The organism is Hymenobacter metallicola (assembly GCF_004745645.1).
Taxonomy (GTDB): domain Bacteria; phylum Bacteroidota; class Bacteroidia; order Cytophagales; family Hymenobacteraceae; genus Hymenobacter; species Hymenobacter metallicola.
On sequence record NZ_SRMB01000006.1, the window covers coordinates 1 to 12332 of the forward strand.

The window sequence follows — 12332 nt, forward strand, 5'->3', positions numbered from 1 at the left end:
ACTTCTCCGACCAGCCCCTGCCGCCTGAAGCCCCGTTTGACATGGAACTGATTGCCGCGTGGCAGCCGCCGGCTAAACCCGCTCAGGGCTGAGTCGGAGGATTTCCCCTATTTGTTTAACAACACCCCAGGTTAAGGTAGCCCGTGAGGGCCTGCTCGAACACGGAAAACCGCAGGCCCTGCTGCTGCGCGCCCAGGGCCGCGTAGCGCCGGCGAACCAGCGTGTCGTATGCCGCCACATGGCCCGGCGATGAAACCGTAGCTGCTACTCGCGCAGCAACGGGCGCACTCACCCGCAGCCGAGCCGGCGCCTGACCGGCTCCCGCCACCGAAGGGGTGATGGGGGCCGAGCAGGACGTAGTTAGTAGCAGCAGCCCGGTTAAAGCCGGCAGGGCCAGCCCGAGCCGGCTAAACCAGGGCCGCAGGCGCAAGCAATGCAGGTTGATTTTCATGCGAGTGGAAATAAAAGCAGGCAGGACCGCCAGTATCCAAAAAGCACACCAATTTTGCGTGGCTCTCGTCAGAATGATGCGTTTCTTTACCAGCTCCGCCACTGCGCTTGTTCCGTGGCTTGTGCCCACCCCCAACCCTTCCCGCGTGACCAACCTCTCCCCGGAAAAAACGCCCGTTCAGCTCTTTGATGTGCTGTTGGAACTACTGCTGACCGAAGACATGCCGCAGCCCGTGGTCGCCCGGCGGCTTCAAGCCTTTCTCACGGCGGCGCGCCTGGTTCCCGAACAGCTGGGCCGCACCTACTACATCATGCAGGGACCTTGTGGCCAGCTGACGGCCACGTTTGAAAAGCCGTCGTTCCGGCTCTACCAGGTGACGGCTCGCCTGACGCCGGCGGCCTATGCCCAGATGAAGCAGCACGCCCAGGCCCTGCCCGCCAGCCCCGCTTACGCGAGCCGCTGGCAGAATAAGTGGCTGGGGTGGTGGCCGCGTTTGGTGGTCACCTCGCCCGGCGCGGGCGCGAAAACCGTCATGGCCCGCTTCTTAGGGCTGCTGCCCAAACAAAAATTCATCGTCCTGACCCGGGGGTAACCCGCGCGGCAGGTTACGGCATAACTGTACTGGCCCCGGGCTATTGCCCGTAGAACTGGCCCAGCAGGACCAGAACGCCGACAAAGAGGTAAATGCCCAGGCGTTGCAGCTTTAGGGCGGGCTTATGGTGGTCACACATGCCGGCTCAACACCGCGCCGCAGGATTCCGTTGCATGCCTGAGCCCCTCCCGATTATTAATCCCCTAACCGAAGCTTACCGGGCCTTGCCCGGATGCTGCCTGAGCCAGGCCCGAACCTGGTTTATCTCCCGCTGCTGGTCAAGCAGGATGAGGTAAGCCACTTTTCTGAGCGCCTCGTCGCGGCCCAGTTCCAGCTCCGCCCGGGCCAGGGTGATGGAGTTTTCGTGGTGCGGAATCAGCAAGCTCGCGTAGTCCCGGTCGATGTCGCCTGTGCCGGCGTCCTGGCGCTGCTCCTCGACTTGGGCAGGCGCACGGGCGGTATCGCCGGCAATGGAGCGGTGCGCGGCCGGGTGCAGGCCCTTGGTGGCGGCTTCGAGCAGTTCGGCCAGCTGGTGGGACTGGGAGGTATGCTCGGGGTAGGTGGGCGGCTGGCTGAGCATGCGCTCAATGGCCGAGTCCAGGCCGGGAATCAGCCGCTGGTGCGCTTGGTGAATGTCGCGGGCCAGGGCGCGCAGCGTGGCATCCCGCCCGTGCTGCAGTTCCAGGGCCGACATGGACACCGCGGCCTGGTGGTTTTCCCGCATGAGCCGGGCAAAGTACACGTCCAGGTTGTCGGTGCGCGGCAGGGCCTGGGAGTGCGCATCCATGGTGTGCAGGGCCTGCATCATGGTAGAAGGGACCTGCGCCATGTGCGCGTCCTGCCCGTCATCGGTTTTACGGCCGCAGCCACTCAGCAGCAGACCGAGGAACAATAGGGCCGCGGCGAATTTGAAAACAGACAAAGCGGGGGCAACCATGGCCGGAAGATAAGTTGGGCAGCGGCCCGAAATAAGGGAAGGGCGGTTGGGGACGGGTTTAGTTGGCCGCCCCGGTGGAGTTGGCTTTCAGCCAGCGCTGGAACTGCTTGATTTCCTGCTGCTGGTCGCGCACGATGCGCCGGGCCGCATCCCGCAGCTCGGCGTTGCGGCCAAACGCCAGCTCGGCCTGGGCCAGGGCCACGCCGCTGCGGTGGTGTAGCTCCATGAGGGTGGCAAAGTCGGCGTCGGGGCTGCCGGGCAGGGCCGGCACCTGCCGCAGGGGCGCCAGGGCCGCCGCAATGCGGCGCACAAACGGGTCCCGGGCGTTGCCCGGCCGGTACTCCTGCCCGGCGGGCGGCTCGCGCCGCAGCGCCAGGGTGAGCACGTGGGTGTCCTTTTCGTGGCTCTTGACCACGTGCTGGGCCATGGCACGCAGGGTGGAGTCCTTGCCCTGCGAGAGTTGCACGGCCGCCAGGCGCTGGGCCCCGGCGTGGTGCACGGCCATCAGGCTGGCAAAGTCATCGTCCCAGCAGCCGATGCGGCGCACCGCGTCCAGCTCACGCACCAGGAGCTGCAGGGAGTCGGCCGGGTTCGGGGGCGCGGCGGCCGGCGCTGGCGCGGCCTTGGGCTGGTCGTGGATATCGGCTTCGTGGGCCGCCGAATCGGGGGACTCGGAATTACAGCCGGTTAGGCACTGCACGACAGCAATCAGCAGCGCGGAAAATAAGCAGCGATTTTTCATAAAACTCAGGGCAGAAGAATTTTGCGACCTTGCCGCTTAACAATACGGGCTGCTGCAAGCATACTAAGCGGAACCAGCTAGAGAAAGGGACAGAACTGAAGGTAATAAAGCCGACCAGGATAAACGGCGGCCGTTACCTGCCGTTCGCCGGGCCGTTAGTACAGCACCCCGTTGACGGGCTGGATGGGCTGGGGCAGGGCGGTTTCGCCCAGCATCTGGCGCAGGTCGATTTCGATGCTGCGGCAGAGCGTCGTCATGGGCACGTCGTTCATCCGGTTTTCAAACGGGTCTTCGCTGATGTGACCCACCAGCTCGATGGTGACGAACACCCAGGAGACGAGCACCGAAAAAGGCACCGTGAACCAGTAGTGTCCGTGCCCCATTTTCTCAAACTCGGCTAGCAGGCCCAGGGGCAGTAGGGCGATAAAAATCCAGACGAACACCACGCTGGAAAAGGCGTACTGCCGCGGAAAGGGCGTGTTTTTGATGCGCTCGCTGCCGCCCTGCAGGTTGGTCAGCTCGCGCAGGTCCTCGACCAGGGCGTGGCGCTGCAGGTCGTCGAACAGGCCGTCGGCTTCCTGCAGGGCTTGGCTTTGGCGCAGCAGCAGCTGGGCGGGCGGGTTCACCGTGATGCGCAGGTAGTCGGATTCGGCCGGGTCCAGAAACGGGGCCACGGCCTGGTTCCACTGCTCCTTGGTTTGGCGGCGCAGGTGCAGGCACAGGGCGTTGACCCAGGCCAGCTGCCGGTACACCAGCTGGCGCTGGTAGCTCACTTGCTCGGGCGTGAGGTCCGTGCGCGCGGGCTGCGTGTTGGCCAGCACCAGCATGGTCCAGTTGCGGCTGCGGTTGACGATGCCGCCCCACAGCTGGCGGGCCTCGTTGAAGCGGTTGTAGGAGCTGCTGTTTTTGAAGCCCACGTAAAACGAGACGGCCACGCCCAGGATACTCACCAGCTGCCAGGGGATGTCCAGCCAGGTCATGCCCAGCGGGCCGTGCAGAATCGCCAGCGTCAAATCGTACACGATAAAAATCAGCAGGTCTTTCCAGGAGTACCCCCAGATGACGCGCCAGTGGATGTGCTTTTGAACGTACATGCAAACAGGTTAGCAAATGAAGAAACGGGCACGCTACAAGAGCCCGGCCAGCAGGTTGATAGTCAGGGCCACGATGCTGGTATTAAAAGCAAAAGCCAGCAGGCCGTGCAGCATAACCAGCCGCCGCATGCGGGTGGAGGACACGGCCACGTCGGCGGTCTGGGCGGTGGAGCCCACCACAAAGGCGAAGTAGGCGAAGTCCCAGTACGAGGCCGGCGGCGCGCCCGGAAAGTCCAGCCCGCCGATTTTGTCGGGCACGGCGGTGCTGGCATCCTCGCTGAAGTACACGTGGGCGTAGCGCAGGGCAAACACCGCGTGCACCAGCAGCCAGGCCCCGACCACGGCCCCGGCCGCTAGCAGCACGTGGTAGGCCACCTCGCGCCGGCCCAGGTTGGGTAGGTTGCTCAGCAGCAGCACCACGGCCCCCAGCGAGGCGGCGCTGCCCACCAGCACGGCCACGAAGGCCCACGTCCGGCCGGGGTCCTGGCGGTTGGCCATGCGGCGGATGTGGGCCGCGTCGGCCCGGCGGGTGCCGGCCCAGAGTAGGGCCAGGATGCTCAGGCAGAACACGTCCCAGGCCGCCACCAGCCGCGTGGCCGGCAGCAGGCTCCCGGGCAGTAGTGCCCACCCCAGACCAGCCACGGCGGTGGCCGCCAGCAGGCGCTGGCGGGCCGAGAGGTGGAGCAGGTGCCGCAGCAGGTGGCGGTGAGATAAAAAACGGGCAAGTGGCATGGGCCAGGGAATTGCCGGACCCAGAGCCAGGCATTGGAAAAACGACCTAGTAGTTGATGTGCACGCCGTAGCTCTCGTCCACCAGCACGTCCTTCCACTGGGCAATGAGGCGCTGGTAGGCGCGGCCCACGGGCCGCTGCTTGCGGTCGATGTCATAGAGGCCCAGCGGGTTCACGCGGCCGTTGTTTTCGCGCAGGGCCGTGTCCCAGTCCACTTGGTCGAGCAGGGAGTACCAGGTGAAGCCCACCAGCGGGATGCCGTCCTGCTTGAGGCGGTAGGCGTTGGCCCACTGCCGCCAGAGCCAGCCCACCGAGTCGGGCTCCCACAGATTCGTTTCCGTGTGCATCAGGGGCATGCGGTAGCGGTCGTAGTACTGCTTGGCGATGACGTAGTAGCCGAACACGTCCCCGGCCGGGTAGGTGCTGCCGTCGGCGCGCACCATGCGCTCGTTGGTGCGGTAGTAGTCCGTGCCCATGATGCACCGGGCCTTGATGTTCTGCTCGCCGAACCACAGGTACTCGTCCCGGGTCATGCCGTTTTGCAGCAGATACTCGTACATCGCCACGCTCACGGGGTAGCCGTAGGTCAGGTCCAGGCTCAGGAAGCGTTTTTGATTCAGCACGTTGGTGAGGGCGCGGGCACCGGGCGTTTCGGGGTGGAAGTACTCGGCCGACTCGCTCTGGATGAACGTGGCTCCCGGCTGCACGGCCAGGATGGCCTGCATGGCCAGCACGCCCGCCCGGCACACGTGCTTGAGGGCCGTGACGAACGCCAGGTCGCTGGTCAGGCACTCGTTCCACCACCCGTACTGGGCCGAAAACATGACCGTGACGAAGATTTCGTTGATGGGCGTGTAGAACTGCAGGTCCGGGAACCGCGCGGCGAAAGCCCCGGCGTACGCAGCGAAGTGCTCGGGGAATTCCGGGTTCTGGAAGTTGCCCAGCCAGTCGGGCAGGCCGAAGTGCAGCAGGTCCACGAGCGGCGTAATGCCCAGCTCTTTCAGGTGAGCAAACGTCTCGTCGGTAAAGGCCCAGTCGTACTGATTCGGTCCCAGATGCACGCGGTAGTACTGCGGGCCGTAGCGCAGAAACTCAATGCCCATTTCCTTGACCAGCGCGAAGTCCTCGCGCCAGCGCTCGTAGTGCCCGGTCTTGGCCAACTCGTCCACCCGGTGGGTGGTGCCGTCGGGCAGTTTGATGGTGGGGTAGCTGTTTTCGATGCCGGTGGCAAACATGAAGGCACTCATGGCTGGTCAGGGTTAAGTGCGAAAGAAAAAGAGAGGGCCCGGCATTAGAGAATGCTGAGGCGGCCGCCGTCCACGACCAGGGTGGTGCCGTTGATGTAGTGGGCATCAGCCGAGGCCAGGTAGCAGATGGCGCCGGCGATGTCTTCGGGGTGGCCTACTTCGCCCTGAATCTTTTCGGCCCCGCTTTTCACGTTGGGGTTGTTCCAGAGCATGGGCGTGTCCACGGCGCCGGGCGCCACGCAGTTGGTGCGCACCTGGGTGGAGGGGTATTCCTGGCTCATGCCGCGCGTGAAGGCCTCCAGGGCCCCCTTGCTGGCCGCGTAGGGAAGCACGTTGGCCGTGGTTTGCTGGCCGTGCACGGAGCTGATGTTCACAATGGCTCCGCCCTGCATGTGCGCCAGGCAAAGCCGGCTGAGCAGAAACACCGCCCGCAGGTTGACGGCCATGACCAGGTCCCACTCCGCCACCGTGAGCTCGGTGATGGGCTTGAAGGTCATTACGGCCGCGTTGTTCACCAGCACGTCCACCCGTCCGTAGGCGGCCACCACCGTTTGCACGGCGGCCTCAATCTCGGCCACGAGCCCCAAATCGGCCCGCACGGCCAGGGCCTGCCCGCCGGCTTGTTCAATCAGGGCCACGGTTTCGGCGGCCGTGGCCGCGTCCCGGTCCAGCACCACCACGGTGCCGCCTTCAGTGGCCAGCTGCAGGCAGGCGGCCCGCCCAATGCCAGAGCCGCCCCCGGTGACGAGGCATATTTTGTCGGTAAAGCGCATGGTTTTCGCTATGGTGAGAAGTCAGTTCAGGGTGGTTCGCACGATGTTGCTGTGCCCTTCCAAATCGTCTTGCTGGGTGAAGTGCTGCACTTGGTATTCCAGGGTTGTGCCGGCCGGAAATTCTTCCGTGTCCAGAAACGGCGAACGGGCGTTGACGGCCACCTGCTGCCAGGTGTCACCCTCGCCCACCACCCGGCGGCTCACGTGGACTTTCTCCAGCATTCCCTTGGAAAAGGCGATGTGCCGCCCCGCCGGCACCAGCGTGAGCTCAATCAGAAGCTTATGGGAATTCATGGATAACGGTGAAGGAGGGCCGCCCTACACGAGCATGCCCAGGATGAGAAACACTAGAAAGCCCAGGAAAAAAGTGGACGTAAGCCAGGGCGACTCCGGCTCCTCGTGGGCTTCGGTCAGCAGCTCTTCGGTCACTAGGAACAGCAGCGCGGCTAGGCCAAAGGAGAGCACCAGTTCCATGACGTTGTCGGAGGCACCCTGCAGTACGGTGATGCCGACGCCGGCCCCGACGACCAGTAGCCCCGACAGGGCGGCCACGACACCTACTGTACGAATTTTAGTCTGCCCTTCCTGCTGTAGCTCCACGGCCGTGGCCAGCCCCAGCGACAGCACTTCAATGGTGAGGGCGATGGCCAGCAGCAGGCCTTCCTTGGCCCCAGCCGCGAAGCCGATGCCCAGCAGCAGGCCATCGATAAGGATGTCAATAGCCACGCCCGTGAGTAGGCCCATGGGCAGCGGGGCTCGGCGCTGGTCGGCGGCGCGCTCTTCTTCCGAGGTCCACATGACGTCCGGCGTGAAGTAGGGAATGGGATTGGCTTTCTGCTTGTCGGCCACTTTGCGGGTCCAGGAGCGCAGGGCCAGCATAACCCCCACGCCGACAGCAAAGCCCAGCCCCACTTCCAGCGGCCGATGGCGCGCGACAATGTCGGGCAGCAGCTCCACGGCCACCACGGAGAATACCACCCCGGCGGCAAAGTGCAGGATAGCGCTGCGTACAGCGGCCCCGGGCGGGCGGAGCACAGCCACCACGGCCCCGACCACCATGATGGCGGCAGGCACCAGGGAATATAGCAGCACCTGGGTCCAGGAGGGGGATACGTCCGGCGTAACGGCAAGCAGAAGGGCTAGAAACATGCCGACTACATGTTAAGCGCCCCGATGCCCGCCGCGTTCAAGCAGGCTTCCTTGAAGGCTTCGGCGTAGGTGGGGTGAGCGTGCGACATCAGGCCCACGGCTTCGGCCGCGCCGCGGAAATGCATGACGCTCACGGCCTCGGCGATGATGTCGGCGATGCGGGCGCCTATCATGTGCACGCCCAGAATCTCGTCGGTCTGCGCGTCGGTTAGCACCTTCACCAGCCCCTCGGTGTCGGACCCGGCCACGGCCCGGCCGGAAGCAGAGTAGGGAAAGGAGCCTACTTTATACACCTTGCCCTGCTCCTTGAGCTGCTCCTCGGTGTAGCCGACTGAGGCCACTTCGGGCCAGGTGTAGACCACGCCGGGAATGAGCAGGTAGTTGACTTCGGGATGCTTGCCGGCAATGAGCTCGGCCACGTACACGCCCTCGTCGCTGGCCTTATGGGCCAGCATGGCCCCGCGCACCACGTCGCCGATGGCCCAGATGCCAGGCGCGGTGGTTTGCAGGTCCTCGTTGACTTTTACCCGGCCCTTCTCGTCCAGCTCCACGCCGGCCGCGGCCAGGTTCAGCCCGTCGGTGTAGGGCCGGCGGCCCACTGACACCAGGCAGTAGTCACCCTCAAGTTGCAGGTCGGCCCCGCCAGCCGCGGGCGTTGCCGTCAGCTTCACCGTGTCGCCGGTGCGCTCTACAGCCGTCACCTTGTGGGAGAGGTAGAATTCCAGGCCCTGCTTTTTCAGGGAGCGCAGCAGCTCCTTGCCCAGGGTGCGATCCATGGTCGGGATGATGGCGTCGGTGTACTCTACCACCGACACTTTGCTGCCTAGGCGGGCGTAGACCGAGCCCAGCTCCAGTCCAATCACCCCGCCTCCCACGATAATCAGGTGCTTAGGCAGCTCGCGCAGGGCCAGCGCCTCGGTGCTGGTGATGACGCGCTCCTTGTCGATTGTGATGAATGGCAGCGTGCTGGGCTTGGAGCCGGTGGCGATGATGATGTTCTTCGCCGTGAGTTGCTGCGCTTCCTCCCCGCCCCCTGCCGTGGGCATCACCTGCACGGTGGTCGCATCCACGAACGAGGCCACGCCATGAATGACGTCCACCTTGTTTTTCTTCATCAGGTACACAACCCCGTCGCAGACCTTCTTCACTACCTGGTCCTTGCGCTCCATTATACGGGGCAGGTCGGCGCGCAGGTTGTCGGCGTCGATGCCGTGCTCGGCGAATTGGTGGGTGGCTTTTTGGTAGAGTTCGGTGGACTCGAGCACCGCCTTGCTGGGGATGCAGCCCACGTTGAGGCAGGTGCCGCCCAGGGTGGGGTACTTTTCAATGATGGCCGTTTTCAGGCCCAGCTGCCCGCAGCGCACGGCGGCAATGTAGCCGCCCGGGCCGGAGCCGATAATGAGAACGTCGTAAGTGGTCATGGCGAAGAACGAGGTGGCAGGTCGATTAGAGGTGGGTTTCGTGTTTGGCGAAGTCGCCGCGCTCCACCTGAATAGTGGCGTGCTGAATAGGGTGCTTGGTGGTGAGGTAGTCGTGGGTGCGGGTGAGCACGTCCTCGTGCCGGGCCTCATCGGTGAGTACCACGTGGGCACTCAGGGCATTGACCCCGGAAGTCAGCACCCAGGCGTGCAGGTCGTGCACGGCCGCCACGCCGGGTACCTGCAGCAGCCCTTGCCGCATGGCTTCCAGGTTCACGTCGGCCGGAGTGCCTTCCAGCAGCACGTTTACCGACTCCTTGAGCAAAGCCCAGGTGCGGGGCAGAATGAACAGGCCGATGCCGGCTGACAGCAGCGGGTCGGCGTAGTACCACTTAGTGGTAATCATGATAATGCCCGCAATCAGCACGCCCACCGACGTAAGCAGGTCGCTGAGCACCTCGAAGTAGGCGCCCTTCATGTTCAGGCTCTCGCCCGAGCTTTTGCGCAGCAGGTACACCCCGTAGAGGTTGACGAGCATGCCCACGCCGGCCACCCACATCATGGTGCCGCTTTCCACCTTGGGCGGGTTAAGAAACCGGAAATAGGCCTCGTAGAGGATGTAGATGGAAATCAGAATCAGGACCACCGCGTTGGTGAGGGCCGCCAGAATCTCGAAGCGGTAGTAGCCAAAGGTGCGCTGGGGCGTGGCGGGCTTCTCGCCGAAGCGAATGGCCAGCAGGGCCAGCCCCACGCCGGCCACGTCGGTGAGCATGTGACCCGCGTCGGCCAGCAGGGCCAGGCTACCAGTCCACCAGCCGCCGATAACTTCGGCTATCAGGTAAGCCAGGGTCGTGAAGAAGACGATGGTCAGGGCCCGCTTGTTGCGCGAGGCGGCACTGCCGCTCATGCCGTGGGACCCGCTCATGCTTGGTCGCCGTTATGGTGGTGGGGGCCTTCGCGCAGCTCGCGGGGCATGGGCTCCACTACCGACAGGTTTTCTTTGGCCGCTGGGGTAGCGGGAACAGCGGGCGGCAGGCCGCCCGGGCCCGGCGTGGAATAATCCATGCGCTGGATGCGCACCGCATTCAAAATAGCCAGCAAAGCCACCCCCACGTCGGCAAATACAGCTTCCCACATGGTGGCCAGCCCGCCGGCGCCCAGGGCCAGCACGATGCCCTTCACGATAAAGGCCAACCAGATATTCTGCCAGACGACAGTATGCGTGGCGCGGGCAATGCGCCGGGCGGTGGCAATCTTGCTGGGGTGGTCGGTTTGAATCACCACGTCGGCCGTTTCGATGGTGGCGTCGGAGCCGAGGCCGCCCATGGCGATGCCCACGTCAGCCAGGGCTACCACCGGCGCGTCGTTCACGCCATCGCCCACGAAGGCCAGCTTGCGGCCCGCGTCCTTGTACTCCTGCACGTAGCGCGCTTTGTCTTCGGGCAGCAGCCCGCCGTGGGCTTCGTCAATGCCAAGTTCTTTGGCCACGCGCTGGGTGATGCTGTCCTTGTCACCCGACAGCATTACAATTTTGGTGATGCCGTCCGCCCGCAGCTCCTGCACCGTGCGGGCGGCATCTTCCTTGGGCGCGTCGGCCACGGTCAGGTAGCCGGCGTATTTGCCGTCCACGGCCGCTACCACGATGCTGTCTAGGATTTGGTCGACTTCGGGCGGGTAGGCTACGCTGAACTTGGTGAGCAGCTTCGTGTTGCCGGCCAGCACGTCGCGCCCGTCCACCCGGCCGCGCATGCCGTGCCCACTGATTTCCTCTACGTTCTCTACCGAGGCGCCCGCCGTAGCGGCGCCCGAGTGTAGCACCACGGCCTTGGCAATGGGGTGGGTGGACTTGGTTTCGAGCGCGCCGACCAGGCGCAGCAGCTGCGGGGCGTCGAGGCCCGGAGCGGGCTGCACCTGCTGCACCGCAAACACGCCCTGGGTGAGCGTGCCGGTCTTGTCCATCACCACCGTGTCAAGCTCCCGCATCAGGTCCAGGAAGTTGGAGCCCTTGAAGAGGATGCCCGCCTTGGAGGCCGCCCCAATGCCGCCGAAATAGCCCAGTGGGATGCTGATGACCAGCGCGCAGGGGCAGGAAATGACCAGAAACACCAGCGCCCGGTAGAGCCAGGTGCGGAACACGTAGTCGTCGACCACGAAGTAGGGTACGACGATGAGCAGCACGGCCAGGGCCACCACGATGGGCGTGTAGACCTTGGCGAACTTGGTGATGAACTGCTGGGTCTTGGCCTTGCGGCCCACCGCGTCTTGGACCATGGCCAGAATTTTGGCCAGCTTGGTGTCTTTATAATTGGCCGTCACGGCCACCTGAATCAGCGACTCCAGGTTGACCATGCCCGCCAGCACCACCTCGCCCATTTGCTTGGTCTGCGGCACGGACTCCCCCGTGAGGGCCGCCGTGTTGAAGCTGGCCGGTCCTTGGACCAGCGTGCCGTCGAGGGCCACTTTTTCGCCCGGCTTCACCTCAATCGTGTCGCCGACCACTACTTGCTTGGGGTCAAGGACCACCGTTTGCCCGTTGCGGATGACGGTGACTTCGGTGGCCTGAATCTCTAGCAGGGCCCGGATGCTGCGCTTGGCCCGGTTCACGGCCGCGTCCTGGAACAGTTCGCCCACGGTGTAGAACAGCATCACGGCCACGCCCTCCGGGTATTCGCCGATGGCGAAGGCCCCGATGGTGGCCAGGCTCATGAGCAGGAACTCGTTGAAGATGTTGCCCGAGGGAATGCTCTGAATGGCCGAGCGAATCACCTTCCAGCCCACCAGCAGGTAGGACGCGCCGTACCAGGCCAGGCGCACGTAGCCGGTGAAAAAGCCCACTTTATAATAGTCGAGGGCGATGCCGGCCAGCAGCAGCACGAAGCTGACGCCGGGCCACAGGTAGGGATTGGTACCAGCCGGCCCGTGGTCGTGGTCGTCGCTGCTGCTGTGGTCGTGGCCGGCGTGCTCATCGGCAGCCTTGCCGGCTAGGTCCACCACCTTTTTGCCGGCGGGATGGTCGTGGCCGGCGTGGTCGTGACCCGGCACGTCGTGGCCTTCGGGGGCGGCGGCGGCTTCGGGCGTAAGCTGGTCGCGGTTGAGCGCGCCCACGTTTTCGAGCTTTACCTGCTTGGCGGTGTTGAGCTCTTCGTCGGTGTTGGGGGAGGTTAGGTCAGGCATAAGAAAATAAGCGTCAGGTGAAAG

At 64.5% G+C, this 12332-nt stretch carries 13 protein-coding genes; 1 reads left to right on the plus strand and 12 read right to left on the minus strand.

Going from position 1 to position 12332, the window contains the following annotated elements; all coding sequences use genetic code 11:
* Positions 1-115: 115 nt before the first annotated feature.
* Positions 116-451 (minus strand): hypothetical protein, encoded by a 336-nt coding sequence (locus tag E5K02_RS22620; RefSeq protein ID WP_135398286.1) that lies wholly within the window; start codon positions 449-451, stop codon positions 116-118.
* A 73-nt stretch (positions 452-524) separates the two neighbouring features.
* Between E5K02_RS22620 and E5K02_RS22625 the strand changes: the two genes are divergently transcribed.
* A complete protein-coding gene (locus E5K02_RS22625) occupies positions 525-1043 on the plus strand; it encodes a hypothetical protein (protein ID WP_167856549.1) in 519 nt (172 codons plus the stop codon).
* A gap of 214 nt (positions 1044-1257) precedes the next feature.
* On the opposite strand, the gene E5K02_RS22630 is transcribed toward E5K02_RS22625, so the two are convergent.
* The 11 genes from E5K02_RS22630 to E5K02_RS22680 all read right to left on the minus strand — a co-directional run bounded on the left by E5K02_RS22630 (position 1258) and on the right by E5K02_RS22680 (position 12308).
* The gene (locus tag E5K02_RS22630; protein ID WP_135398290.1) at positions 1258-1980 is read right to left on the minus strand and encodes a DUF305 domain-containing protein; all 723 of its coding nucleotides are present in this window, start codon (positions 1978-1980) and stop codon (positions 1258-1260) included.
* Between the two features lie 58 nt (positions 1981-2038).
* A complete protein-coding gene (locus tag E5K02_RS22635; protein WP_135398292.1) occupies positions 2039-2722 on the minus strand; it encodes a DUF305 domain-containing protein in 684 nt (227 codons plus the stop codon).
* A gap of 155 nt (positions 2723-2877) precedes the next feature.
* The gene (locus tag E5K02_RS22640) at positions 2878-3816 is read right to left on the minus strand and encodes a bestrophin family protein (RefSeq protein ID WP_135398294.1); all 939 of its coding nucleotides are present in this window, start codon (positions 3814-3816) and stop codon (positions 2878-2880) included.
* Positions 3817-3849: 33 nt separating this feature from the next.
* A complete protein-coding gene (locus E5K02_RS22645) occupies positions 3850-4548 on the minus strand; it encodes a DUF1345 domain-containing protein (protein ID WP_135398296.1) in 699 nt (232 codons plus the stop codon).
* 46 nt (positions 4549-4594) lie between these two features.
* Complete coding sequence (locus E5K02_RS22650; protein WP_135398298.1) at positions 4595-5794, minus strand: family 1 glycosylhydrolase; 1200 nt, start codon at positions 5792-5794, stop codon at positions 4595-4597.
* A gap of 44 nt (positions 5795-5838) precedes the next feature.
* Positions 5839-6567 (minus strand): SDR family NAD(P)-dependent oxidoreductase, encoded by a 729-nt coding sequence (locus E5K02_RS22655; RefSeq protein WP_135398300.1) that lies wholly within the window; start codon positions 6565-6567, stop codon positions 5839-5841.
* A 21-nt stretch (positions 6568-6588) separates the two neighbouring features.
* Positions 6589-6861: a hypothetical protein gene (locus E5K02_RS22660; RefSeq protein WP_135398302.1), complete on the minus strand. Its 273-nt coding sequence runs from the start codon at positions 6859-6861 to the stop codon at positions 6589-6591.
* A 24-nt stretch (positions 6862-6885) separates the two neighbouring features.
* Positions 6886-7716 (minus strand): ZIP family metal transporter, encoded by an 831-nt coding sequence (locus E5K02_RS22665; RefSeq protein ID WP_240737417.1) that lies wholly within the window; start codon positions 7714-7716, stop codon positions 6886-6888.
* A gap of 5 nt (positions 7717-7721) precedes the next feature.
* Positions 7722-9137 (minus strand): dihydrolipoyl dehydrogenase, encoded by a 1416-nt coding sequence (lpdA, locus tag E5K02_RS22670; RefSeq protein ID WP_135398303.1) that lies wholly within the window; start codon positions 9135-9137, stop codon positions 7722-7724.
* A gap of 25 nt (positions 9138-9162) precedes the next feature.
* The gene (locus E5K02_RS22675; protein WP_135398305.1) at positions 9163-10059 is read right to left on the minus strand and encodes a cation diffusion facilitator family transporter; all 897 of its coding nucleotides are present in this window, start codon (positions 10057-10059) and stop codon (positions 9163-9165) included.
* Entirely contained in the window at positions 10056-12308 is a 2253-nt protein-coding gene (locus E5K02_RS22680) for a heavy metal translocating P-type ATPase (protein WP_135398307.1), read from the minus strand. Before E5K02_RS22680 ends, E5K02_RS22675 begins: the two co-directional genes overlap by 4 nt.
* Positions 12309-12332 lie beyond the last annotated feature (24 nt).

Coding starts and splice junctions, on each gene's coding strand:
- E5K02_RS22620 (WP_135398286.1), bottom strand. CDS start 451: ATGAAAATCAACCTGCATTGCTTGCGCCTGCGGCCCTGGTTTAGCCGG.
- E5K02_RS22625 (WP_167856549.1), top strand. CDS start 525: ATGATGCGTTTCTTTACCAGCTCCGCCACTGCGCTTGTTCCGTGGCTT.
- E5K02_RS22630 (WP_135398290.1), bottom strand. CDS start 1,980: ATGGTTGCCCCCGCTTTGTCTGTTTTCAAATTCGCCGCGGCCCTATTG.
- E5K02_RS22635 (WP_135398292.1), bottom strand. CDS start 2,722: ATGAAAAATCGCTGCTTATTTTCCGCGCTGCTGATTGCTGTCGTGCAG.
- E5K02_RS22640 (WP_135398294.1), bottom strand. CDS start 3,816: ATGTACGTTCAAAAGCACATCCACTGGCGCGTCATCTGGGGGTACTCC.
- E5K02_RS22645 (WP_135398296.1), bottom strand. CDS start 4,548: ATGCCACTTGCCCGTTTTTTATCTCACCGCCACCTGCTGCGGCACCTG.
- E5K02_RS22650 (WP_135398298.1), bottom strand. CDS start 5,794: ATGAGTGCCTTCATGTTTGCCACCGGCATCGAAAACAGCTACCCCACC.
- E5K02_RS22655 (WP_135398300.1), bottom strand. CDS start 6,567: ATGCGCTTTACCGACAAAATATGCCTCGTCACCGGGGGCGGCTCTGGC.
- E5K02_RS22660 (WP_135398302.1), bottom strand. CDS start 6,861: ATGAATTCCCATAAGCTTCTGATTGAGCTCACGCTGGTGCCGGCGGGG.
- E5K02_RS22665 (WP_240737417.1), bottom strand. CDS start 7,716: ATGTTTCTAGCCCTTCTGCTTGCCGTTACGCCGGACGTATCCCCCTCC.
- lpdA (WP_135398303.1), bottom strand. CDS start 9,137: ATGACCACTTACGACGTTCTCATTATCGGCTCCGGCCCGGGCGGCTAC.
- E5K02_RS22675 (WP_135398305.1), bottom strand. CDS start 10,059: ATGAGCGGGTCCCACGGCATGAGCGGCAGTGCCGCCTCGCGCAACAAG.
- E5K02_RS22680 (WP_135398307.1), bottom strand. CDS start 12,308: ATGCCTGACCTAACCTCCCCCAACACCGACGAAGAGCTCAACACCGCC.